This is a genomic window from Streptomyces sp. NPDC053426 (assembly GCF_055585405.1).
The window spans coordinates 62,271-85,069 of the sequence record NZ_JBVJKE010000017.1; the positions used below are offsets into that span (position 1 = coordinate 62,271).

The 22,799-nt window shown below is 72.1% G+C and carries 24 protein-coding genes and 2 pseudogenes; 17 read left to right on the forward strand and 9 right to left on the reverse strand.

Annotated elements, in window-relative coordinates:
- Nucleotides 1–233 precede the first annotated feature (233 nt).
- Nucleotides 234–1,736, forward strand: a complete 1,503-nt coding sequence (locus ACZ62B_RS29950) for a carboxylesterase/lipase family protein (protein WP_344561450.1) — start codon at nucleotides 234–236, stop codon at nucleotides 1,734–1,736.
- Between the two features lie 148 nt (nucleotides 1,737–1,884).
- Nucleotides 1,885–2,550 (forward strand): MSMEG_1061 family FMN-dependent PPOX-type flavoprotein, encoded by a 666-nt coding sequence (locus ACZ62B_RS29955; protein ID WP_344561448.1) that lies wholly within the window; start codon nucleotides 1,885–1,887, stop codon nucleotides 2,548–2,550.
- Between the two features lie 49 nt (nucleotides 2,551–2,599).
- Here the strand turns inward: ACZ62B_RS29955 and ACZ62B_RS29960 are convergent, their stop codons facing one another.
- On the reverse strand, nucleotides 2,600–3,784 hold the full coding sequence (locus ACZ62B_RS29960; protein WP_469692785.1) for a lipid II:glycine glycyltransferase FemX: 1,185 nt from the start codon (nucleotides 3,782–3,784) through the stop codon (nucleotides 2,600–2,602).
- An 87-nt stretch (nucleotides 3,785–3,871) separates the two neighbouring features.
- Between ACZ62B_RS29960 and ACZ62B_RS29965 the strand changes: the two genes are divergently transcribed.
- From ACZ62B_RS29965 to ACZ62B_RS29990, 6 genes are all read left to right on the forward strand, one after another.
- A complete protein-coding gene (locus ACZ62B_RS29965; RefSeq protein WP_344561444.1) occupies nucleotides 3,872–4,567 on the forward strand; it encodes a response regulator transcription factor in 696 nt (231 codons plus the stop codon).
- Nucleotides 4,560–5,681 (forward strand): sensor histidine kinase, encoded by a 1,122-nt coding sequence (locus ACZ62B_RS29970; protein ID WP_344561442.1) that lies wholly within the window; start codon nucleotides 4,560–4,562, stop codon nucleotides 5,679–5,681. Before ACZ62B_RS29965 ends, ACZ62B_RS29970 begins: the two co-directional genes overlap by 8 nt.
- Before the next feature lie 96 nt (nucleotides 5,682–5,777).
- Nucleotides 5,778–6,539: a VanZ family protein gene (locus ACZ62B_RS29975; protein WP_344561440.1), complete on the forward strand. Its 762-nt coding sequence runs from the start codon at nucleotides 5,778–5,780 to the stop codon at nucleotides 6,537–6,539.
- A 199-nt stretch (nucleotides 6,540–6,738) separates the two neighbouring features.
- Complete coding sequence (locus tag ACZ62B_RS29980) at nucleotides 6,739–7,620, forward strand: GNAT family N-acetyltransferase (protein WP_468724189.1); 882 nt, start codon at nucleotides 6,739–6,741, stop codon at nucleotides 7,618–7,620.
- A gap of 208 nt (nucleotides 7,621–7,828) precedes the next feature.
- Nucleotides 7,829–9,034: an NAD(P)/FAD-dependent oxidoreductase gene (locus ACZ62B_RS29985; protein ID WP_344561436.1), complete on the forward strand. Its 1,206-nt coding sequence runs from the start codon at nucleotides 7,829–7,831 to the stop codon at nucleotides 9,032–9,034.
- Complete coding sequence (locus ACZ62B_RS29990; RefSeq protein WP_344561434.1) at nucleotides 9,031–9,951, forward strand: RNA polymerase sigma-70 factor; 921 nt, start codon at nucleotides 9,031–9,033, stop codon at nucleotides 9,949–9,951. Before ACZ62B_RS29985 ends, ACZ62B_RS29990 begins: the two co-directional genes overlap by 4 nt.
- A gap of 37 nt (nucleotides 9,952–9,988) precedes the next feature.
- Here the strand turns inward: ACZ62B_RS29990 and ACZ62B_RS29995 are convergent, their stop codons facing one another.
- Nucleotides 9,989–10,891, reverse strand: a complete 903-nt coding sequence (locus tag ACZ62B_RS29995) for a hypothetical protein (protein WP_469692788.1) — start codon at nucleotides 10,889–10,891, stop codon at nucleotides 9,989–9,991.
- Nucleotides 10,892–11,256: 365 nt separating this feature from the next.
- Between ACZ62B_RS29995 and ACZ62B_RS30000 the strand changes: the two genes are divergently transcribed.
- A complete protein-coding gene (locus ACZ62B_RS30000; RefSeq protein ID WP_468889634.1) occupies nucleotides 11,257–11,991 on the forward strand; it encodes a dienelactone hydrolase family protein in 735 nt (244 codons plus the stop codon).
- 312 nt (nucleotides 11,992–12,303) lie between these two features.
- On the opposite strand, the gene ACZ62B_RS30005 is transcribed toward ACZ62B_RS30000, so the two are convergent.
- The 3 genes and pseudogenes from ACZ62B_RS30005 to ACZ62B_RS30015 all read right to left on the reverse strand — a co-directional run.
- Nucleotides 12,304–13,602, reverse strand: a complete 1,299-nt coding sequence (locus tag ACZ62B_RS30005) for an MFS transporter (protein WP_469692790.1) — start codon at nucleotides 13,600–13,602, stop codon at nucleotides 12,304–12,306.
- Nucleotides 13,599–14,087, reverse strand: a complete 489-nt coding sequence (locus tag ACZ62B_RS30010; RefSeq protein ID WP_361134848.1) for a MarR family winged helix-turn-helix transcriptional regulator — start codon at nucleotides 14,085–14,087, stop codon at nucleotides 13,599–13,601. Before ACZ62B_RS30010 ends, ACZ62B_RS30005 begins: the two co-directional genes overlap by 4 nt.
- Nucleotides 14,088–14,198: 111 nt before the next feature.
- Nucleotides 14,199–14,375 (reverse strand): annotated as a pseudogene (locus ACZ62B_RS30015) (site-specific integrase); the annotation flags it as partial.
- A gap of 132 nt (nucleotides 14,376–14,507) precedes the next feature.
- On the opposite strand from ACZ62B_RS30015, the gene ACZ62B_RS30020 reads away from it, so the two are divergent.
- Nucleotides 14,508–14,906 (forward strand): YunG family protein, encoded by a 399-nt coding sequence (locus ACZ62B_RS30020; protein ID WP_344561423.1) that lies wholly within the window; start codon nucleotides 14,508–14,510, stop codon nucleotides 14,904–14,906.
- Between the two features lie 12 nt (nucleotides 14,907–14,918).
- Here ACZ62B_RS30020 and ACZ62B_RS30025 read toward each other — a convergent pair.
- From ACZ62B_RS30025 to ACZ62B_RS30035, 3 genes and pseudogenes are all read right to left on the reverse strand, one after another.
- A pseudogene (locus ACZ62B_RS30025) lies at nucleotides 14,919–15,059 on the reverse strand (ATP-binding protein); the annotation flags it as partial.
- A 44-nt stretch (nucleotides 15,060–15,103) separates the two neighbouring features.
- Nucleotides 15,104–16,225, reverse strand: coding sequence for a WD40 repeat domain-containing protein (locus tag ACZ62B_RS30030; protein ID WP_469692792.1), 1,122 nt, complete (start codon nucleotides 16,223–16,225; stop codon nucleotides 15,104–15,106).
- Nucleotides 16,226–16,355: 130 nt separating this feature from the next.
- Nucleotides 16,356–16,802: an anthrone oxygenase family protein gene (locus tag ACZ62B_RS30035; protein ID WP_468724150.1), complete on the reverse strand. Its 447-nt coding sequence runs from the start codon at nucleotides 16,800–16,802 to the stop codon at nucleotides 16,356–16,358.
- Between the two features lie 91 nt (nucleotides 16,803–16,893).
- Here ACZ62B_RS30035 and ACZ62B_RS30040 point away from each other — a divergent pair, with 91 nt between their 5' ends.
- The gene (locus ACZ62B_RS30040) at nucleotides 16,894–17,472 is read left to right on the forward strand and encodes a TetR/AcrR family transcriptional regulator (RefSeq protein WP_344561417.1); all 579 of its coding nucleotides are present in this window, start codon (nucleotides 16,894–16,896) and stop codon (nucleotides 17,470–17,472) included.
- Between the two features lie 361 nt (nucleotides 17,473–17,833).
- Here ACZ62B_RS30040 and ACZ62B_RS30045 read toward each other — a convergent pair whose 3' ends face one another.
- Nucleotides 17,834–18,256: a hypothetical protein gene (locus ACZ62B_RS30045; RefSeq protein WP_344561401.1), complete on the reverse strand. Its 423-nt coding sequence runs from the start codon at nucleotides 18,254–18,256 to the stop codon at nucleotides 17,834–17,836.
- A gap of 137 nt (nucleotides 18,257–18,393) precedes the next feature.
- Between ACZ62B_RS30045 and ACZ62B_RS30050 the strand changes: the two genes are divergently transcribed.
- The 6 genes from ACZ62B_RS30050 to ACZ62B_RS30075 all read left to right on the forward strand — a co-directional run bounded on the left by ACZ62B_RS30050 (nucleotide 18,394) and on the right by ACZ62B_RS30075 (nucleotide 22,678).
- Complete coding sequence (locus tag ACZ62B_RS30050) at nucleotides 18,394–19,569, forward strand: site-specific integrase (RefSeq protein WP_344561399.1); 1,176 nt, start codon at nucleotides 18,394–18,396, stop codon at nucleotides 19,567–19,569.
- Between the two features lie 387 nt (nucleotides 19,570–19,956).
- A complete protein-coding gene (locus ACZ62B_RS30055) occupies nucleotides 19,957–20,199 on the forward strand; it encodes a hypothetical protein (RefSeq protein WP_344561397.1) in 243 nt (80 codons plus the stop codon).
- Nucleotides 20,199–21,077, forward strand: coding sequence for a sigma-70 RNA polymerase sigma factor region 4 domain-containing protein (locus tag ACZ62B_RS30060; protein ID WP_344561395.1), 879 nt, complete (start codon nucleotides 20,199–20,201; stop codon nucleotides 21,075–21,077). The genes ACZ62B_RS30055 and ACZ62B_RS30060 overlap by 1 nt, the downstream gene beginning before the upstream one ends.
- A gap of 11 nt (nucleotides 21,078–21,088) precedes the next feature.
- Nucleotides 21,089–21,928 (forward strand): hypothetical protein, encoded by an 840-nt coding sequence (locus ACZ62B_RS30065; protein ID WP_344561393.1) that lies wholly within the window; start codon nucleotides 21,089–21,091, stop codon nucleotides 21,926–21,928.
- 76 nt (nucleotides 21,929–22,004) lie between these two features.
- Nucleotides 22,005–22,280 (forward strand): hypothetical protein, encoded by a 276-nt coding sequence (locus tag ACZ62B_RS30070; protein ID WP_344561391.1) that lies wholly within the window; start codon nucleotides 22,005–22,007, stop codon nucleotides 22,278–22,280.
- Nucleotides 22,280–22,678 carry a PIN domain-containing protein gene (locus ACZ62B_RS30075; RefSeq protein ID WP_344561387.1) on the forward strand — a complete coding sequence of 133 codons (399 nt, stop codon included), beginning with the start codon at nucleotides 22,280–22,282 and terminating at the stop codon, nucleotides 22,676–22,678. Before ACZ62B_RS30070 ends, ACZ62B_RS30075 begins: the two co-directional genes overlap by 1 nt.
- The last annotated feature ends 121 nt before the right edge of the window (nucleotides 22,679–22,799 follow it).

A 22,799-nucleotide genomic window follows, 5' to 3' on the forward strand; every position in this document is an offset into this window, starting at 1 on the left:
ACGATATGCAACAGGCCGGTGGCGTCGAGCACATGGCCACGTCGATCGTTCATCCGGTTCCGCTTTTCCCGCCCCCGTTCTCCGAGGCCTGCGCGCGGCCCGCTCGACGGGAATTGACATCACCGGCGCGTCAATCGACATGATCTTGGTGTTGGTCCTCGGACGCCGCCCGATGCGAAGCTGAGGCCCCGCCCTCCCCGGCGATCCGGCGCGTACCGAAAGGCGGTCTTCCGATGGACACCTTCAAGACGGAGAACGGTCCGGTCCGGGGTTTCCGGGCCTCCGCCGACGTCGTCGCGGTCCTCGGCATCCCCTATGCCGCCCCGCCGTTCGGCGCCGATCGGTTCCGGGAACCCCTCCCGGCACCGGCGTGGAGCGGAGTGCGGGACTGCACGGCCTTCGGCCCGGTCGCTCCGCAGTCGGCGGAGCTGCCCGGCGCACCCGTGTGGTCGCCCGGCGACGAGGACATCCTCACCGTCAACATATGGACCCCGGCCCCCGAGGGCGGCCGTCTGCCCGTCCTGGTCTGGCTCCACGGCGGTGCCTACACCTTCGGATCCTCGGCCCAGCCCGACTTCGACGGAACCGAGCTGGCCCGCGCCGGACTGGTCGTGGTCACCCTCAACTACCGGCTCGGCTTCGAAGGCTTCGGCCACGTCCCCGCCGCCGGGGCGACCGCCCGTCCGGACAACCGGGGCCTGCTCGACCAGGTCGCGGCCCTGCGCTGGGTCCGGGAGAACATCGCGGCCTTCGGCGGCGATCCCGGCAACGTCACGGTCGCCGGCCAGTCCTCCGGAGCCGCTTCGGTCGCCTGCCTGATGGTGATGGACCGCGCCCGCGGCCTGTTCCGCCGTGCCATCGCCCACAGCGCCGCCAGTCCCTGCTACACGCTCGAGATCGCCGCGGCGACCACCCGTGAGATCGCCGCGGCGGCGGGCTGCCCCGCCACACCCGAGGGCCTGGCATCCGCGACTCCGCAGGACCTGGTCGTCGCATCCGACAAGGTGGTCGACGCCTACCGGCGTGACCCCGCCTCCGGGTCCCGCCACTACGACCCCTCGCTCTACGCCCCCGTCCTCGACGGCGCCGTACTGCCCACCGACCCCCTCACGGGGATGGCATCCGGTGCGGCCCGGGACGTGGACCTGCTGGTCTGCCACACGACCGAGGAGTACTGGCTGCTCGACGCCGTCGGCAGCAGCGCGAAGGTCACCACCGAGGAGCGGCTGGCCCGCTTCGCCGAGGACTTCCGCCTCCCTGACGGCCTGGTGGCCGGCTATCGCGCCGCGATGCCCCACGCCCCGGTGCTCGATGTCTACCTCGCCGTCTTCGGGGACCTCCTGTTCGGCGAGTACGGCAACCGGCTCGCCGAGATCCACGCCCGAGCCGGCGGCCGGGCGTTCCTCTCGCGTTTCGACCGTCGGCGCACCGGCCCGGACGGGGTCGTGCGGGCCTGGCACTGTGCGGACATCCCCTTCGCCTTCGGCAACCTCGACACCGACTGCCTGGCTTTCCTCATCGGCGGAGCACCCACACCCGCGGACCGCGGGCTGGCACGCCGCATGGTGCGCGCGTGGGCCGATTTCGCCGCCACCGGCGACCCGGGCTGGCCACCGGTCGACGACTTCGCCGCCCGGGCCAGGACGTGGAGCACCGAGGACGACTCCGCCCGGGACGACTCCGCCGCCATCCGTGCTCTTTGGGCCAAGGCCGACTTCCCGGTCCTGTGTCCGTGAACCGGGGGACCGTCCGGGCATCCCGGAGTCCCAGGCAGCCGCCCGGCGCGCGTCCGTCGTCCCGTGCCGAGGAGCGGCGACCGGCCGACGAGGGCGGGATCACGCACCGGCCCGCGCACCGCCCCGGCCGTCTCCTAGGGTCGTCCCCATGACGATCGACACGGGGTCCGCCGGCTTGCTCTTCGAATCCCTCCGGGCGGACGCCCTCACCAGCCCGGACCAGCTGCGCGAGCTCTACCCGCAGCCGAACCCGAACGCGCTCCGCAAGGAGACCGACCGCCTGACCGAGGAGACCCGGGCGCTGATCGGCTGTTCCCCACTGGTGTTCATCGGCAGTGCGGACGCCGGGGGCCGGGCGGACGTGACACCGCGCGGCGGCCCGGCCGGGTTCGTCTCGGTGCTGGACGAGCAGACCCTGGTCATCCCCGACGCGACCGGCAACAAGCGGCTCGACACCCTGCACAACGTGCAGGAGACCGGACGCGTCGGACTGCTCTTCCTCGTCCCCGGCCGCCCGACCACGCTGCGCGTCAACGGCCGCGCCTGCGTCTCGGCGCGCCCGGAGCTGCTCGCCCGGCTCACTCCCGTCGGCAAGCCGCCGGTCACGGCGATCGTGGTGCGGGTCGAGCAGGTCTATCCGCACTGCCCGAAGTCACTGATGCGTGCCGACGCCTGGCGGCCGGAGCGGTGGGTGCCCGCGGACGCCCAGCCGACCAGCGCCGAGGTGACGCTGGCCCAGCTGAACCTGCCGGGCCTGACCGTCGACCAGATCGAGGAGGCCGAACGGGAGTCACTGCGCCTGCGTTACGAGTGAACGCCGACGCGGTGGTGACCGGCGGCGGACACACCGGTGGGATGCGGGCTCATCGCCCGCGCCGCTTCATGTAGAGGTCGAAGGCGCGGTAGATCATCGGCCGCAGTGGCAGGTCCCACTCCCCGACGTACCTCACCGCCCGGCCCCCGGTGCCGGTCTTGAACCGGATCAGCCCGGCGTGCGGGTCGTCGGCGTCGAGGGTGGGGGTGATGCCGCGCAGGTCGTAGACGTCGCAGCCGGCCGCCAGCGAGTCGCGGATCATCGCCCACTGGCAGGCGTTGGAGCCGCGCACTTCGCGCTTCTCGGTGGAGGAGGCGCCGTAGGCGTACACCGCGTGGGCGCCGACGCGGACCAGGACGGCGGCGGCGACCAGGTCGCCCCGCTGGTGGGCCAGGTAGAGCCTGATCCGCTCGGGGTCCTCGGCGCTCAGCGCCGCGAACATGGTCTCGAAGTAGCGCAGCGGCCGGGGGGTGAAGCGGTCGCGCCCGGCGGTGTGGACGTAGAGGTCGTGGAACGCCTTCAGGTCCTCACCGACCGTGACCTCGACTCCCTCCTTGTCCGCCTTCCTGATGTTGCGGCGCCATTGCTGGTTCATGCCCCTGAACAGGGCTTCCTCGGTTTTACCGGCCAGCGGGATCTCGTACTTGAACTGTGGATGACCGACCCCGAAGCCGTCCTCGGGGCTCTGCGGCAGCCAGCCGGCGTCCCTGAGCCGGCTCGTCACGCGGGCGCCGACCGGGTCGGACCACTGGCCGGACATCTCGGTGAGCCGCCTGACGCCGGGATCGGCGATGCCCTCCTTGACCTGGGCGGCGCTCCAGGTGTCGGTGCGCACCGGAGGGCCGAGCCGGATCGCGAACGCGCCGCGTGCCTCGAGAAAGGCCGCCAGCGGGTCGAGCCACGCGTCGATGTCGCCGCTCCAGTCGATGACCGGGCCCTCGGGCAGGTAGGCCAGCGTGAAGCGGTTGAACCGCGGCACCGGCCGGTGCAGGACGAGCCCGGCGCCGACCAGCAGCCGGCCGTCGTACCAGCCGAGGGACTCGCCGCGCCACTCGGTCTTGACGCGTCCCCAGGCCGGGGTCTGCAGGAAGCTGACCGACCGCTGTGCCCGCACGAACGCCAAGTGCTCGGCGGCGCCGATCGGCCGGACGGTCAGGTTCCCGCCCGCGGCGCCGGTGCGCCCCGGATACCACCGGGGCCGGACCGCGGATCGTGCTGGTTCGCTGTAGGACATGCCGCCAGTCAAGGCGGCGCGGTGTTGCCGGCACGTATGCGGTTCTCGATACGCGGACGATATGTGCCGACTCGTAGCATCACATGTATGCGTGTGTTGATTGTCGAGGACGAACCCTATATGGCGGAGGCCATCCGCGACGGCCTGCGCCTGGAGGCGATAGCGGCCGACATCGCGGGTGACGGCGACACCGCTCTGGAGATGCTGAGCGTCCACACCTACGACATCGCCGTCCTCGACCGTGACATCCCCGGACCGTCCGGCGACGAGATCGCCACCCGCATCGTCGCCTCCGGAAGCGGCACACCGATCCTCATGCTCACCGCGGCCGACCGTCTCGACGACAAGGCCTCCGGGTTCGGACTCGGCGCCGACGACTACCTCACGAAACCCTTCGAGCTGCAGGAACTCGTGCTCAGGCTCAGAGCACTCGACCGCAGGCGTGCGCACACCAGGCCGCCCGTGCGGGAGATCGCGGGCCTGCGCCTGGACCCGTTCCGCAGGGAGATCTACCGGGACGGCCGCTACGTGGCGCTCACCCGCAAACAGTTCGCGGTGCTCGAAGTCCTCGTCGCCGCGGAAGGCGGGGTGGTCAGCGCCGAGGAACTCCTGGAACGGGCGTGGGACGAGAACGCCGACCCGTTCACCAACGCCGTACGCATCACCGTCTCGGCACTGCGCAAGCGGCTCGGCGAACCCTGGATCATCGCCACCGTGCCGGGCGTCGGCTACCGCATCGACACGCAGCCGGAGGCCGGCGGCAAGGGAGGAGACCGTGGATAGGGCACCTGGACCGAGCGCGCGCCTCAAGCTCACCCTCAGCTACGCCGGGTTCCTCATGCTCGCCGGCGTCCTGATGCTCGGCGCGGTGTGGGTGTTCCTCCTGCGTTACGTCCCCGAACGCGCGATGCTCATCAACGCCGACGACAGACTCGACAACGGCGTCTTTCCCGTCCGGGGCGTCCTCCTGGACGTCTTCGCTCCGAGGGCGGCGGCGGTACTGGCGTTCCTGCTGGTGTTCGGCCTCCTGGGAGGATGGATCCTCGCCGGCCGCATGCTCGCCCCCCTGACCCGCATCACCAACGCCACCCGCACGGCCACGAACGGATCGCTCTCCCACCGGATCCGGCTGCCGGGCCGCAAGGACGAGTTCCGCGAACTCGCCGACGCCTTCGACACCATGCTCGCGCGGCTCGAAGCGCACGTCGCCGAACAGCAGAGGTTCGCGGCCAACGCCTCCCACGAGCTGCGCACCCCGCTGGCGATCTCGAAGTCGCTCCTCGACGCGGCCCGCACCGATCCGGACCGCGCCACCGACCCGCTCGTCGAACGCCTCCACGCCGTCAACACCCGGGCCATCGACCTCACCGAGGCGCTGCTCCTGCTCAGCCGCGCCGAGCAGCGGTCCTTCACCCCGGAACACGTCGACCTGTCCCTCGTGGCGGAAGAGACCGCGGAAACGCTCCTCCCCCTCGCGGAGAAGCACGGCGTCACCATCGAGACGTCCGGCGACATCACCCCCACCAGCGGATCGCAGGCGCTCCTGCTGCAGCTGACCACCAACCTCGTGCAGAACGCGATCGTCCACAACCTGCCCGGACGGGGCACCGTGTGGATCCACACCGGCGCCCACGCCGACACCGCGGTGCTCACCGTCGAGAACACCGGCGAGCGGCTCAGCCCGCAACTGGTCTCGACCCTCACCGAACGGTTCCAGCGCGGCACCGAGCGTGTGCACACCGACCACGCGGGCGTCGGCCTCGGCCTGGCCATCGTCAAGACCATCACCCACGCACACGACGGAACACTCGTCCTCACCCCGCGCTCCGCCGGCGGACTCCGCATCACCGTGGAACTGCCCCTCGCGACCGACACGACGCCGCGGTGGTCGCGGTAGCGTCGGGCCCCCGCGCACGGAAGGGCCCGGCGCGTATCGCGAGCGTATCGAAAATCGCATACGCCACCGCAACGGTCCTCCGTGTTCGGTGAAGGCATGCACCAGAACACACCACTGTCAGCCCCGGCCGGTCGTGCGCGGAGGACCGTCCGCGGGATCGCGCTCGTCGCCCTGGGGATCGTCGGCGCGGCGGTCGCCGTGTTCGTGCTGCGGATGTTCCTGGTGTCCGTGCCGATGGTCGTGCGGGGCGGGTGGCGCGCCTGGTTCCTCACCTTCAACGGTGTGATGCTCGCCATGGTGGCCGCGCTGCCGTTGTCCGCGCTGGTGGTGTGGCTCCTGGCGCGCCGCCGGAGGGCCGCCGGCACCGATCCGGGCTGGGCACGGCGCAGGTCGCTGGCCGAGGTCGGCCTGGTCCACGGGACGGTGCCGTGGGTATGGCTGATCCTGATGCCGGGGGCGCGGGCCGGTGAGGTCCCCGGCCGCCTCAGCCTGGTCCCGGTGACGGACCTGCTCACGATGGGGCCGCTCGGGATTCTCGGCAACCTGCTGGTCTTCGCGGCGCTGGGCTTCTTCGCCCCGATGCGGTTCACCGCGTCGGCGTCGGTGCCGCGGATCCTGGCGCTCGGGGCGGGCTGCTCGGCCCTGGTCGAGACCCTCCAGTACGTCCTGCGACTGGACAGGGTGTCCTCCGTGGACGACGTACTGGTCAACACCACCGGCGCCGCCCTGGCCGCACTGGCGTCCCGCCGCTGGTGGCGCGCCCCGGCCTCGGCACCGGCCGGTGGATCCCGGCCGGCCCCCGGTACCGGCGGGCCGGCCCGCACACCGCACGCCGCACCACGCGTCGACGGCCTTTGACGAGACCGGACGGGGATCCACGCCCGGCACGGGGCAGGCGCGCCTTGTCATCGGCCCGCGGGAACGGTTAGGTTCTCCCGGCCGTCCGAGTGCCACCGGACCGGCTCCGTCGACAAGGAGGTGTGCAGCAGATGCGCAGGAGTGCCCAGCGGTCGAGCCCGAGTTCCCTCACGTGCCACCTCCTCACGACGGAGACACCTTGTCGATTCGTATCACCCCTCTGACCGACCCCGACCGCGGTCCGTCCGGCCACCGTCTGGCCTGGCTGGCGTCCGACGCCGACGGCACTCCCGTCGGATCGGCGTTCCTGCGCCTGTTCACCCGTGCCGGGCAGGAGCACCTGGCCGAACTGCAACTCCAGGTCCATCCGGTCGAGCGACGCCGAGGCATCGGCTCGCGGCTGCTCGACGAAGCCGTGGCCGCCGCCCGGGAGGACCGCAGACGCCGCGTTCTCGCCCGGGCCGAGGCCGGATCCCCCGGCGCCCGTTTCCTGCCGGCCCGGGGTTTCCGCAAGGCCCTCACCCTGACGTTCGCCCGGTTGCCGCTCACCGGAGTGGACACCACGGCCCTCGACGAGATCATCGAGCGGCCGCACCCCGGATACCGGCTGGCCTCGTGGTACGGAACCGTCCCCGACGACCTCGCCCACACGTTCGCCGCATCGCGCCGGGCCATGGACGACATGCCGATGGGCGACATCGACTACGGGACGGTCACCTGGGACGTGGACCGGGTCAGAGCCGCCGCGCGGGCCGTCGAAGAGCGGGGCGAGCTGCTGCACACGGTCGTGTCCGTCGACGCGTCGGACGGCTCGATCGCCGGCTTCACCGAGCTGGTCGTCCCCGGCGACGGCAAGGGCGACGGCCGGCATTACGGAACCGGTGTCCTGCCCGAACACCGTGGACACGGCCTCGGCCTCTGGATGAAGGCCGAGTCGGTCCGGCAGGCTCGCGCGCGCCATCCCGAACTCGGCGGTCTGCTGACCGACACCGCCGACGACAACCGGCCCATGAGGAACATCAACGACGTGCTCGGCTACGAACCGACGCACCAGGCGCTCGAGTACCAGCTCGATCTGTGAGGCCGGGGTGGGCCGGGGCTCGTCCCGGCCCACCCACGCGTGCTCGCACGCCGTCCGCGACCGCCTCCCGCACTCGCCGCCGGACGGCGCTTCGCCCGTACCCCCCCCGATCCGCATGGTGACGCACGCCACATCGGGCCCATGTCACGTCCGGGCCGCCTGCTCCCATCTGGTGGGCGTCAGCAGGCGAACCGAGGAGGACGGAACGATGAGCGCACGGCAGGAGACCGGAACGGCGACCGCGCACCGCGTGGTGATCCTGGGGGCGGGATACGCGGGCATGGCCGCGGCCGTCCAGCTCGCGGCCCGGACCAGGCGGCACGGGAACGTGCGGGTGACCGTGGTGAACGCGCGGGAGCGGTTCACCGAACGCATGCGGCTGCACATGACGGCGACCGGGCAGCCGCTCGCCGAGCTGAGCATCCCCCGACTGCTGGAGGGCACGGGCGCGCGGTTCGTGCGCGGCTGGGTGACGGCGGTGGACGCGGACGCGAGGACCGTACGGATCGACGACGACCGGGTGCTGCCCTACGACACGCTGGTGTACGGGCTGGGCGGGGTGGCCGACACGTCAGCGGTGCCGGGGGCCGAGGACCACGCGTACACCCTGAGCGGTGCGCAGGACGCGGAGTTGCTGGCCGACCGGCTGGAGCGGCTCGGCGGCGGCACGGTGGTGGTCGCCGGCAGCGGACTGACCGGTGTCGAGTCGGCCGCGGAGATCGCCGAGCGGCACCCGGAACTGAACGTCGTGCTGCTGGGCAGGCGGGAACCCGGCGCGGACATGAACCCCAGGGCCAGGGCGTACGTACGGGCCGCGCTCGGCCGGCTGGGCGTCCAGGTGCGCACCGGCGTCGAGGTGGCCAAGGTGCTGCCCGACGCGGTGGAGCTGGCGGACGGGGGGAGCATCGCCGCCGACGCGGTCCTGTGGACGAGCGGCACGCGCGTGTCACCGCTGGCGGCCGCCGCCGGGCTGGCCGTCGACGAGCGCGGGCGCGTCGTCACCGACGCCGCGCTGCGGTCGGTGTCCCACCCCGAGGTGTACGCGGTCGGCGACGCGGCCGCGATCCGCCAGGGCTACGGCGTCATGCACGGCACCTGCCAGGGCGGCATGCCGACCGGGGTGCACGCCGCGCTGTCGATCGACCGCGTGCTCAGGGGCAGGCAGCCCAAGCCGTTCCGCTTCGGCTACTACCACACGCCCGTGAGCCTGGGGCGGAACGACGCGGTGGTGCAGTTCACCCGCCCCGACGACAGTCCGCGCCGGATCTGCCTGACGGGCCGCACGGCGGTTCGGTACAAGGAGACGGTGACCGCCTCGCCCTGGCCGACCTACGGCCGTATGAAGAAGATGCCCGCCTCGGGCGCGTTCTGGCCCCGCGGGGGCCGCTTCACCCGTGTCCGGGAGACCCGATGACCCATCCGACCGCCCCTTTCGACCAGCGGGTCTTCCACGAGCACCGCAATCTGCTGTTCTCCGTGGCCTACCGTCTCCTCGGCACCGCGGCCGACGCCGAGGACACGGTCCAGGACGCCTGGATCAAGTGGTCCGCCGCGGACCGTTCGCGGGTGGCCGACCCCAAGGCGTACCTGACGCGGATCGTCTCGAACCTGGCGCTGGAACGGCTGCGCTCCACCCGGCACAAGCGGGAGACCTATGTGGGGCCGTGGCTGCCGGAGCCCATCCTCACCGGCGGGGACGCCGCCGAGGCCGTCACGGAGGCCGAGTCGGTGTCGATGGCCATGCTGGTGGTGCTGGAGACGCTCAGCCCGCTGGAGCGCGCGGTGTTCGTGCTGAAGGAGGTCTTCGGCTTCAGCCACGCCGAGATCGCGGAGGCGGTGGAGCGTTCCGAGGCCGCGGTGCGGCAGGCCGCGCACCGTGCCCGTGAGCACGTGCGGGCCCGTCGTCCCCGCTTCTCCGCCGACCGATCGAGGCAGCGCGAGGTCACCGAGCGGTTCTTCGCCGCCGCGACCGGCGGGGACGTCAACGCCCTGATGGAACTGCTCTCCCCGGACGTCACCTTGTGGACCGACGGCGGCGGCAAGGTCCGCCAGGCCCTGCGCCCGGTCGTGGGCGCGGCCACGGTCGCCGCCTGGTTCGCGGCCGTCGGCACCGTCACCTACCAGGGTGTCGAGCCCGCCGACATGAAAGCCGAGCTCGTCGGGATCAACGGCGGGCCGGGCGTGGTGTTCAGCGCGCCGGAGCGCGTGATCGCCACCGTCACCTTCGACTTCGGCGCCGATGGCCGCATCACGGCCATCCACAACGTGGCCAACCCGGACAAACTCCGGGCCGTCGCCGACGGCACCACGTACGACATCGGGACGCGGTGAGCGTCGTCGCGCCACGGCCCCGGGCTCGGACGTGTCCTCAGGCCGGGTCGGGTCGGGTGTGTTTGCTGTTGCGCCGCGGCCGGGCGGCCGGGGGTTCGTCGTCGGCCGCGGTTCCGCAGAACTGTTCGAGCAGCAGTGGTGTGCCCAGGGCTGTGGCGGTCAGTTTGCGGTGTGCGGCTTCCAGGGTGCGTACGGCTGCGGGCAGGCCCGCGGGGAGTGCGGGTTGTCCGTTGCGGGGGCGGCCGGGTGCGGTGGTGATCCACAGTTCTTCGACCCGTCCGCCCTGGAGGGCTTTGAGGTGTCCGGTGGTCAGGGCCTGGTGGGTGTTCTTCCAGCGGGTGAGGGCGTCGCGGGAGACGGTGTCCAGGGGGTACCAGTCTCCGGCGGCCCGGGCGCGGGGCAGGGGGCGTTCCAGTTCCAGGTCGGTGAGCCGCATGGGGTGGAGTGTGCTGATGCCCTGTCCGGTGCAGACGGCGAGGGCGATGAGTGCGACCGAGCGCTGCCAGGTGGTTTCGAGTGTTCCGGCGGGGTGGTGGCCGGCGAGGAGCCGTAGTGTGCGGTGGGCTTCGGTGGGTGTGAGCCGTTGGGCGAATTGCGGGGCGGGGGGCTGTAGTTCGAGGGGGTGTCCGCAGTACCGGGAGAAGGTGTTCAGTGAGCTGGTGCGTGCGGCCATGGAGTTGGCGGCGGCGGGTGCGGTGGGGCCGTGCAGTCCGGGGCGGCGCCGGGTGGTGCCGCGTCGGGCCGCGGTGAGCCAGGCGAGGGCGTTGTCCTGGTCCAGCAGGTCTTCGGTGGTGAGGTGGCCGGTGTCGCACCGGCGTTGTGCGGCGAGCCAGGAGGTGTACTCCTCGAGGTAGGCGCGGCGCTGGCGCCGGGTGGCCTCGGAGCGCAGCGTGTCCAGGAACCGGTTCACGGCGGCGGTGCCGCGGGCGGGGACGCTCATGGGGTGCCCGGCTCGACGGCGGGGGCCGGCTTCGACAACGTCTCTCCTTGGCCGTGTCCGACTGCAGTGTTATTAAATAACAGCAAGTAGCTACCGATCATTCCACTTCCTCTTCCGGCAAGCCCATCGTTCCGGCTCGTGTCGAACCGAATCGTACGTGCCGGTCCGGTACGTACAGTACGGCCCCCGGGCCTCCTCGGGAGGGCTCCGGTCCGCCTGGCCCGGCCCGGTCGTCGTGATCTCCGGCTTCTTGCTGTTATGCCTCTACTTGATTGGTGCACACCGCCGTAGGACACACCCGCGCTGTTCTGCCGCCGGCAGAACAGCGGCCGGACCGGGCTCGACGATCACTACAGTCCCGTCTCATGACGGCGATCACGACGCGTACGGTCGAATACCCGGCGGACGGTTTGACGATGATCGGACACCTCGCGCTCCCGGCCGGCACCGGCCGCCGGCCCGCGGTGCTGCTCGGACCGGAGGGCGTGGGACTCGGCGACGTCGACCGCCGCCGGGCCGATGCCCTCGCCGAACTGGGATACCTGGCGCTGGCCTTCGACCTCCACGGCGGGCGCTATCTGGGCGACCCCGAGGAGATGCTGGCCCGTTGCCTGCCCCTGCTCGCCGACCCCGACCGGATGCGAGGCATCGGCCACGCGGCGCTCGACGTGCTCCGCGCCCAGCCGCGCACCGACCCCGAGCGGATCGCCGCCGTCGGCTACGGCACCGGGGGCGCAATCGCGCTGGAACTCGGGCGCGACGGCGTCGACCTGCGCGCGATCGGGACGGTCAACGCACTGACCACGGGCCGACCGGACGAGACGGCCCGCATCCGCTGCCCGGTGTGGGCCGGGGTCGGATCGGAAGACCCGATCATGCCGCCCGCGCAACGGGACGCGTTCACCGCCGAGATGCAGACCGCGGGCGTCGACTGGCGCCTCACAATCTACGGCGGCGCCCTGCACGCCTTCCACCACCCGCCGGTCGACCACCCCACGGTCCCCGGCGTCGGCCACCACCCACAGCACGCGCGGCGAGCCTGGCGCGACGTCGTCGACCTGCTCACCGAGTGCCTGCCCGTGACGGCCCCGAAGCCCTAGCCCGGACACCAGGAGGCAAGTAACCCGCTGGTGGCTCCCTGGGCTTGACGGAGCCTTCCAGGACACAGCCCGCGGCCGGGCCGACCTCGCCCGGACCGAAGTCCGCGACGAAGACGCGGCCCGCCTCTCCCCGTTCGTCCGCCATCACGTCAACATGCTCGGCCGGTGTTCCTTCCACCTCCCCGAGCCGCCCGGGAGCCTGCGTCCGCCGCACGGTCCGGACGCCGCCGACAAGGAATGCCCCTCGGTGAGGGGCCGTCAGCCGGCAGGACGCTGACGACCCCTCTCACCGGGCTCAGGGCCGGAGACGAATCAGGAAACCTGACCAGCGGTCGCCGCGCCGGCGACCCCGGGGACGGTCGGCTTCGCGGCAGCAGGCGGCGTGCGGTAGGCGCGAAGGGGCGCGTTGGTCACGGCCACGGCGGCGATCGCCAGAATGGCGGACAGTCCGCCGAGGACCAGGGAGAAGGAGGCGGAGGTCGCCGACGCCAACAGGCCACCACGGAAGTTGCCCAGTTCGGGGCCCGCGACACCGATGACGTGTTCCACCGAGGAAACCCGTCCCCGGTACGCGTCCGGGGTCTCCCATTGGACCAGGGCACTGCGGGTGACGACAGACACGGTGTCGGCAGCTCCCGCCACGGCCAGGCATCCGAGCGCCAGCCACAACGGCCCCGCCAAACCGAAACAGGCCAGCGCCAGGCCCCAGACACCGGCTGCGGAAAGCTGGACCAGGCCGCCACGGCGCCAGCGCGTCACCGTACCGGAGAGCAGACCAGCCGTGATCCCCCCGACCGCGACGGCCGAGAGGAACAGTCCCAGGGTCTGCGGGTCACCCCCGAAGCGGATCTCGTTGACCAGCGGGAAGAGCGCGATGGGCATGGCGAGCAGCGTTGCGGACAGGTCGGTGGCCATCGAGCCCCACAGCGTCGGGCGGCGCAGGACGACCCGCCAACCGCCACGCTCCGGCCGGCGCCTGCCGCCTGCCGCGGCGGCGCCTTCGGGCCTCATGGCGGGCAGGCGGATCACCGCGAGCATCGAGACGACCATGGCCACGGCCTGGGTCGCGTATGCGGCCGGGAAGCCCCAGCGGGCGATGATCAGCCCGGCCATCGCGGGCCCGGCCAGCATCGCTGCCTGGAAGGAGACGTTGGTCAGCGCAAGACCGGCCGCCACCTGGTCGCCCGGCAACAGCCGGACCGGGAAGGTGCGCCGGGCAGGAGCTCCGAGAGCGCTGCAGCCCGTCCCCATGGCTACCAGGGCGAGCAGCAGCAGCACGTCGCGGTTGTCCGCCAGGGCCTGGGCGCACAGCCCTGCGGAGGCCAGCAGTTGGCCCGCGGTGGTGGCCCGTACCACCGTACGGCGGTCAAAGGTGTCGGCCAACGTGCCGCCGAGCAGACCGAACAGCACCATCGGCAGGCCGGTGGCGAGCCCGATGGCGCCGGTGCCCACTGGGCTGCCGGTCAGGTCCCAGACCTGAGCCAGCACCGCCACGTTGGCTGTCTGCCCACCGATTTGGGAGACCGAGGTGCCGATCCACAGGTCGCGAAACGACTGACTGCCACGCAGCGGGCGGGTGTCGAGGAACCGGACTCGGACACGCCCCCTCATCGCGGTGGCTCGACGAGGTGGTGGAGGATCCGCTGCCGCATCGACCGTCGTTCCAGCGCCCGCCGCACCTCCTCGACAACGGTGGTCATCGCGTACGGGACCTCGCCGTCCAGCTCGGCGACCGTCTCGTGGGTGGCGCGCCACTCCGCCTCCAGAAACGGCACCAGCGACCGGCCGCGCTCGGTCAGGTCGATCCGCCGGGTGCGGGCGTCAGGCCCCGGCTCGGAGGTGACCAGATCCTCCTTGCGCATGGCGGCGACGGTCTGGCTGATCGCGGAGTGCGAGCGGTCCAGGGACTTCGCAAGCTCGCGAATGGTCAGCGGTCCGGTGTGGGCGAGCCGGATCAGCGGATACGCGAACCGAGGCCGCACCCCCTCGATGCCGCGCTCGACGTAGACCTGCTCGATCTCGGCGTCCATGGCTGCCAGAAGCTCGTGCAGGGAATGCCAGGGATCGGGCAGCGCTGTGGGATCTGAAGATGTCACAGCGCTAATATAACAGCGCTGCGATAATCTGGGCTCGTGATCGGGCCAGAGCCTGCGGCTGTACCGCTGGTGCCCATTCCGGGAAGTCACCCCGCCTGCCGTCGGCGTCGGCAGGCTCGCCCCTCCCTCGCCGAGGCGGGTCGACCCGGAGTGCCGCCACTCATGCAGGTCCCAGCCCGTGCCCGGCTCACCGCCGAGGGCCGCGTGCTCGTCCAGCAGCATCCGGGCCTGCCCGCAGGAGAGGCGGGCGAGCCCGGTGTCCGGGCGGATGTCGCGCGGGCTGCCGACGGACAGCTGATCTCCCTGTCCGGTATGACTGTTCGTCCCCTGTTCGGCTCTGCACTCGTGCGGTTCGGAACGGTCGTGAGCCTTGGCGCCCGCGCCGTCTGTGGTGTCAGTGGTGGCTGCGATGCTGGCGGCATGACCCCTTGGAACCTGCTTGATCTCGACAAGGCCCTGCGTGCCGGCTGGGCCTTCGACACCTGCTCGCCCGACGACCAGGCCGACTGGCAGCCGGGCAACCCGGCCCGGGGGCACTGCGACATCACCGCTTTGATCGTCAACGACGTCTTCGGCGGTGACCTCATGGTCGGGGAGGTGGACCTTGACGGAACCCAGCACGGTTTCCACTGGTGGAACCGGCTGCCCAGCGGTGTGGAACTCGACCTGACACTCGAACAGTTCCAGCGCGGACAGACGGTCATGGCTGCCCGTGTCGTCGAGCGCCCTCCGGGCCCGCTGCCTCGCCGCTGGGAGGAGTACCTCCTCCTGCGTGAGCGTGTGAGCAAGCGTCTTGGTCCGCTTCCGGAGCCCGTCTGAGGAGATGGGGGATCAGCTCGTCCGGTTCGGCGGGACGACGCCCTGACCGCTGGTGGCCTGGGTCAGCCGCAGCGAGGACCCTTCGGTCAGGAGGATGTGGGCGTGGTGCAGGAGCCGGTCGACGGCGGCGGTGGCCAGTGTCCTGGGCATGATCGAAACGGGATCGACGCGCTCACCGCCGCCGGGTGCCGGGACGGTCAGTAGTAGTGGCGGACGAAGACGTCCGACGTGCCGTTGGTGTCACCGGGCACGATGTCGTCGGCCGTGGAGTGGAAGACCACGTCGCGTCCACCGGCGCTGACCGCGTCGATCCCGGCCGAGGCGGGCCGGTCCGAGACGGTCTCGTCGGTGCCCGTCGCCAGGTCGCGCAGCAGGAGCGAGGGCCCGCTCGTGTCGTGCGGGGCGTACAGCAGATAGCGGCCGGTGGGATCGATGGCCACGCCCCGCACGCCCGGCACCAGCAGGTCGGTGCCCGAGCCCATGTCGTGGACGTAGGTGTCGGAGCCCGAGAGGTAGACGACCTTGCTGCCGTCCTTGCTGAGCTGGACGAGTTCCGCCGCCTTGGACGGGCCCTCGACAGGGCCGGAGGTGGTGCCGTCGGTCCGGTCCCACACGAGGACGTCCTGCGCCTGGCCGTCCTGGTAGGCGACGAAACGGCCGTCGCCGCTGATGGACGGCCGGGCCGAGACGGTGTGCTCGAACTCGGCGACGGTCTCCGCGGTGCCGGCGTGCCAGTCCCGTACCTCGACGCGCTGCCGGGTCGCCGGCCGGTTGAAGGTGGCGGCCTGGGCGATGTAGCGGCCGTCCGTGCTCAGTGACGGCTGGCTGCAGTTGAGGCCCGGGCAGTTGATGCCGATCGTGCTCTCCGAGCTCACCTGGGACAGGAAGGTCTTCGTGTCCCTGAACAACCGCCCCCACAGGGCGACGTACTGCCCGTCACCGCTGATCACCGGGCGCTCGATCGGGGAGGTGTTGGTGAGCATCCGCACGGTCCGGCTCGTCCGCCGGTCGCGGACGAACACCCTTTCCCCCGTCACCGGGGCCGCGGAGGTGAGGTTCTGCGCGGACGACGAGAAGGCGATACGCCGGCCGTCGGCCGTGATCGTGGCGCCGGCGGAGTCGCCGTCGCCCTGGGTGCCGTCGGTCGCGACGCTGATCCGCTCGACCCCGGCTCCGCTGTCGCTCGCGGCGCCCGCCACGGCCGCGGGCTCGGCCGAGGCGGCCGCGGGCAGCACCGCCGTGACCGCGCAGACCGCGACCGCCGTGCTCAGGGCGGCCCGTACGCGTCTGGTGATGCCCCGGTTCGTGTTTCCCCTCATTTTCCCCCCAGTCAGGACACGGTCCCTCCTCCGGTTCCCCACCGGAGGACCACGAGCATGCAACCGTGACGGTGCTGTGGGGTCAATGCGTCACATGACGTATTCAGAGGCGCGGTCTCGGCCCGCGGGCTCAGGCGAGGGCGGTGGCCAGCAGGGCGAAGGCGGCGACGATGACGGCGACGCGGACGTAGTGGTAGCGGTCCCAGCGGTTCATCTGCTCCTTCCAGTCGGCGGGCCGGTTCTCGGGGGTCCACGTCCTGCCCCGGTTGTTGATCGGGACGAGCAGCAGGATCGACATGATCACGCTGACGATCAGCAGCGCGGCGGCGGTGACGACGAGGCCGGCGCCCTGGTGGTGCCATCCGGCGACGGCCCAGAGCACGACGAGGACGAGCGAGCCGATGTACCAGAACGGCATCACGGTGCCGAGCATCCGGCCCCCGTGGGCGCGGCCGAGTTGGCCGCTGTCACCGGGGAGTGCGTTGAGGATCGGGTTGATGACGAAGGCGACGGAGAACTCCACCCCCACCATCAGGCCGACGATCACGGTGGTGAAGACCTCGAGCGCGGTGAGCATGACTGTCCCTCCCGGGATCTAGCGTTGCTAGCCGATGAGGCAACGCTAGACCTTCTGCCGCTCGGTTGTCTAGCGGTGCTAGGATCGATCCATGTCGGTACAGGAACGCAAGGAGCGCGAACGGGCGGTCCGCGAGCGCCTCATCGTGACGACGGCCCGCGAACTCGCCGAGCAGCAGGGCTGGGACGCGGTCACCACCCGCCGGCTCGCCGAGCGCATCGAGTACAGCCAGCCCGTCCTCTACAGCCATTTCCGCGGCAAGCGCGAGATCATCGGCGCCGTCGCCCTCGAGGGCGCCGCCGAGATGGCCGTGGCACTGCGGGCCGCGACCTCCCCCGCCGGTGACCCGCGCGCCCGGGTCACCGCCCTCGCCCGCGCCTACCTCGACTTCGCCGAGCGCAACCCGGCGGTCTACGACGCCATGTTCCGGCTCGACGGCGGCCTGGCGTTCGCGCGGGAGGACACCCCGAAGCCGCTGAAGGACGGCTTCGCCGCCCTGCTGGAGAGCCTCGGCGAGGTCGCCGGGGACGGCGTCCACCCGGCGCTGTTCACCGAGGTGTTCTGGGCGGCCCTGCACGGCCTGGCCACCCTGACCCGGGCGGGACGGCTGCCACCGGAGGACGCCGAACGGAGGGTGGAACTGCTGGTGGACCGGCTCGCCGTGCTCTGACGCACCGTCCCGGCGGGCGGGCGACCGACACGGGTGCTCGGCTCCTTCCCCGGGTCACCCGCCTCACGCACCGGATCACCTCGTCCTGGACCGCTCCTGAAGTCATGACGGTGCCCCGGGGGGCATCGCTCAGCTCTTGCCCGGCAAGACCGTCGCACTCACTCCCTGACCGCACCCGACCGGGTCGGCGGGCGCTTGAACGCCGGCCCGATGCCCGGGACGACCCTCGGCGAGCCGGACCAGTCGGTCTGCGCCCTGTTCCGGCGCGGCGGCGCCGGGCGCACTCGTCCGCACGGTCTACGGCGTGCTCTTCGGGCGGACGGCGCTGCACGCCGACCAGCCGGGCCAACGGCGACTGGCCTCACCTCTGCTTGTCGTGCCGGTCGACGGCTTCGAGGAAGACATCGACGAGCTCGGTGGGCATGGAGTAACCCTTCACCTTTCCGAAGCCCGGACCCTGTGCCTGGATCGGCGGCCGCATCCCGGCCGGCCACCAGCCCTCGCGGGCGCCGCGTTCCAGGACGCGCTTGAGGGCGCCGCTGTGGCCGCGGAGGCTGCCGCCGTCGGTGCGGAGTTCATCGTCGTCGACGAAGCCGTCGTTGACAGCGGCCATGCGGACGATGCGGCGCGCCCGGGCGGGCAGGGTCCGGTAGTACCGCACGGCGCGTTCGACGGTCCATGTGGCGTCGACGTCGACGTGCGCGGCGTGCTCCTCGAGGAGTGCGAGGAGCTTGTCCCTGAAGTCGTCGGTGGGATCGTCGACCGTGACGGTGATACGCAACATGGCTCCCGTACCAACAGACGTGTATTGAGGAGGAGACGGTAGCAGCGTCGTGCTCACGCGGCCCGGGTGCCGGCAGCTCGCGGGAGAATACCCCCCTATAATTTCCCTTATACAGGGCTGTCCTGAGGGAGGGGCACATGGCCGACCCCGCCGCCGTGGAAGTGGTCGACGCCGAGCTGGTCGACGAGGACGAGAACCGGGCGCTCCCCGCCCTCGCGGACACACCGGCACACCGGCCCCTCATCGGCCGGCACACGCTGCTCCGGCCGAACGCCCCGGTCCCGACGACGGCCGACCGGCCGGCGTACACCGAAGCCGACTTCCGGATCTCGCAGGAGACGGCCGACCTGATCGACGGGGCGCCGCCCGCCAACACCTCCCGTACGTACGGTTCCGCCCTCGGGCAGTTCACCACCTGGTGCGCCGAGAACGGCCGGGTGCCGATGCCGTGCACCACGGCGACATTCGTGGAGTACGTCGGACACCTGGTGCAACGGGACCTGGCGCCCTCGTCCGTCCAGGTCCACATGTCGGCGATCCGCTCCGCCCACCCCGACGGACAGCAGCCCGGAACGAAAGAGGCCCGGCAGGTCCTCCGCAGGCACGCCCGGGACTGGGCCCGGCGCCGCGCGCCCAGGAAGGCACCGCCGATCCGTACCGCGGCCCTGTCCGCCATGGTGGCCACCTGCACCGCGGCCGACGAGCGTGAGCAGCCGAAGGCCCTGAGGGACGCCGCGCTGCTCACCCTCGGATGGGGGATGCTGTCCCGCCGCAGCGAACTCGCCAACCTCCTGGTCGAGCACCTGGCCGTGGAGGACGACGGCGTGACCGTGCGCGTGGCGTTCTCCAAGACCGACCAGGCCGCCCGCGGCGAGGACACGTTCGTACCGGCCGACCCGGAGGCTCCGTCCCTCTGCCCCGTCGTCCGCGTCCGCGCGTGGCTGGAGGAACTGCGCCGCCACGGCATCACGTCCGGCCCGCTGTTCCGGCACATCACCCGCGGCGGCACCATCCGCCCGCGCTCCGGGCCGCGCGGCGACTTCCTCAGCCCCGACGCGATCGGGAACATCGTCAAGACCCGTGCCCGGCTCGCCGGGGTCAAGGCGCCCGGTGGCCGTGCGGTGACCGCGCACGGCCTGCGCCGGGGCCCGGCGCAGGAGATCTCCGAAGCAGGAGGAGACCCGACCGCCCAGGGCCGGTGGAAGCCCGGTTCCCCCACGGTCCTCAAGCACTACATCGAGCCCGCCCGGGGCAAGACGAACAACCCGCTGCACGCCGCGCGCGCCAAGTTCCGTACGCAGAACGGTAGTTGACCGGCCGTCACCTCGGCCGCCGCATGGGGCCGAGGCGCACGGGCGGTGGGACGTGCGGCCCCCTCTTCCTTCTTCAGCACAGGGGGCCGCACGTGGTGCGGCGTCGAGTGGCGCCTTGCGAGCATCCATGATGAGGGATCGCGTGCAATTGCAGAGCGGAAGTGCTGTTTTTCTCCTCAAAGGGATGAACCCGCGCGTCATGCGGCCCGCGGGACGGGTGGCGGGGCGTAGCGGAAGGTGGCGGATCTTCTTATTGTTCCGTAATCCCATGATCACATGGCGTCGGGCGGCCGTGTGCGGCCATTCTGGCGGTCCCTTCCTGATGGCGCTTCAGCACCGCCTGACGGAGGGCCCGTTGGTGCCGTTCGCTCACAGAAACAGAGTGCGATGTCGAGTAAGAAGGTGGTGGCCGCTGTCGTCCTGACGGCGGCCCTCACGTGGAGCACGGTGATGACCGTGCTGGGACACGCGGCCGCCGCGGCGGTCCTGCTGCCCTCCCTGGGCCTGCTCGCGCAGCAGGTCGTCCAGGCGCTCACGGCGTCCGACGGACGGTCCCGTCCCGCGGACGCCACACCGTCCCGCGCCGACGGCCCGGCCGGGCGGCGGGACGGTCAGGAGGCGCCGCGGTGATGCCGTCGTCCGATGCCGCCCAGCCCCCACCACACAGCGTCAGACGGGGCCGCCCGCCGGCCCCCATCTCCCCGGAAGCGGGCCCGCTGCACCGCGCCTGGCTCGAACCCGTCCGCAGCGTGCACCGCACCAGCGGCCTGACCCTGGACGACCTCGTCGACCGGTCCGGCTACTCCAAGACCCGGATCAGCGAACTCCTGCGCGGAAACGGCTACTACCCCGCCTGGGAGATCACCTTCAGCGTGATCCGCGTCCTGGGCATACCCACGGAACCCATGCGCCGGCTGTGGACGGCCGCCGCCCGCGAAGCCCGCAAGGGCCCGGAGTGGATCCGCCAGTGCATCGAGCAGGTCGCCCATGAAGCCGAAGGACCCCCACTGCCCTACCAGGCGTTCACCGACACCATGTACCACCCCTACCTGGAATACGCCCGCGCCTTCCTCCTGACCGAACGGCGGGCCCGGGGCGTCGTCGCGGAGGCCAACGACATCCTGTGGCTCTCCTGGAGCGAAGCCACCGCCAGCGCGAACCTCAACCGCTACGCCTGGCTCCTGCTGCGCTCCCGGGTCATGCTCCGCACCCCCCGCCACGAGGGCCACCCCGATCTGCGCGCCGCCGTCTTCTCCACCCGCGAGATCCGCGCCGGCCAGGACCCCGGACACATGATCGCCCTGTCCGAACTGATCGATCTCTTCGACGCCATCAGCCGCCTGCCCGACGACCAGATGGACGTCGCCGTCCTGCACTACCTGTGCGGCATCCCCGACCAGCGCATCCCCCACGTCCTCGGCCTGAGCCCCGCCATCGCCCACGCCGTCGACCACCACGCCCGCGCCACCGTCGAGGCCCTCCTCGGCGCCCCCGACACCCGGGAGTGACCCCGCCCGCCATGTCTGCCATCGACCAGCTCCTCGCCCGAGCCCGCCTGCACCACCACCCCGACGTCCCCGACGACACCGTCCCCCACGACGACGGCACCTGCCCCGACCACCTCCCGGCCGCCCCCCCGCCCGCCGGCCCCGACCGCACCGGTCCCACCGACCCGGCCGCGGCCCGGCAGCTCCACACGCTGTGCGAGACCGCCGTCACCGCCCTCACCCCCGACGTCCTGGCCTTCCTCACCGACCAGGTCCCCGACCACCACAGCGCCTGGCTCCTGGGCTGCGCCCTCCACCTCGCGGGCATCGAGGACGGCGCCCGCTTCTGGTGGCAGTACGCCGCCGGCGACGGCCACCCCCCGGCCTGCTACACCCTCTCCCTGCACCACCGCGTCCGCGGCGAACAGCACGCCGCCGCCTTCTACGCCCAGCAGACCGGCCTCGACCTCACCCCCGAGGCCGGGGCGGCGGAACCCCTCGCCGTCGCCGGCACCTGCCCGCCCACGGACATCCGCTTCGACGCCGGACTCCCCACCGTGCTCCGCATCCTCAGCGAACTCGCGGCCCCGGGCCGCCGCCACCGGCCCCACCGCATCGACGCCCTGACCAACTACGTCGCCGACGCCGTCACTCCTCACTACGACCGCCACCCGAACATCGAACTGCCCGTTCCCGAGCCCCGGTTCGCCGACAGGATCGACTTCCTCCTCACCACCACCCCACCGTGGGAAGCCCGCGCCCGCGCCCCCCGCGCCACCGCGCCCGCCCTGCCCGTCCGCACGGACCACGACCGGAACGACGGCTCCCGGGCACGGCCGTCCTGCGCACGTCGGGGCGCCGCCCCGTCCTGACCCGGACACCGGCCGCGGGGCGGCGGGACGGCCGCGGTCCTCTACCGTGGGTAGAGGACCGCGGTACGGTAGGGGCATGGCAGCAGACGAGACGAGCATCAAGGTGAGCGTGGCGGCGCGTGACCGGCTGGCCACGCTGGCGGCCGAGCACGGCACGACCATCCGCTCCCTGGTCGAGGACCTCGCGCAGGGCACCCCGACCCGGGCCGAGTACGCCGAGCGTGCCGAGCTGGCCCGCGCCGAGCTGGCCTCCGCCCTCGGCACCGCACCGAGCGCCGAGGCCGAGGCGAAGGCGCGGGCGCTGCTGGAGCGCCTGGGCGGGACGCGGCACGACCCCCGGGCGGCCGCGTAGTGGGGGCGATCCCGGTCGTCCTGGACCACACGACCGCCGCGGCGCTGTACGACCCGAAGGACCCGTTCAACGAGGCGGTCGCGGCGTTCTACGTCCAGGCCTCCGGCGGTCTGGGAACCCTGTACGCACCGGTGCTGTCGCTGACGGCCGGCGACGCCGAGCGGCCCGGACTCCTCGGCTACGTCAAAGGACTGCGGTTCGTCCGCATCGAGGCCTTCGACACCGACGCCGCGGTCACGGCCACCGAGCTGCTGCGCTTCGGACACTCCTGGGCCGCCGTCCACGCCATCCACGCCGCCCGCCCCTCCCCCGCCCACCCCACCGGCCGTTTCCTGCTCACCCTGACGCCCAAGGCGTACGCGGGAACCGGCGTCCAGGCCGTCCACCCCGACCAGTAGGCGCCCGGTCCGCGCCCTCGGGAGGGCCTCCTCGTCCGGCCCCGGGGCCGGTACCCGGCCACGGTCCGGGGCCGGACGGGCCCGGCCCCGTCTGCCGGAGCCGGGCCCGTTCCCTTCCCCA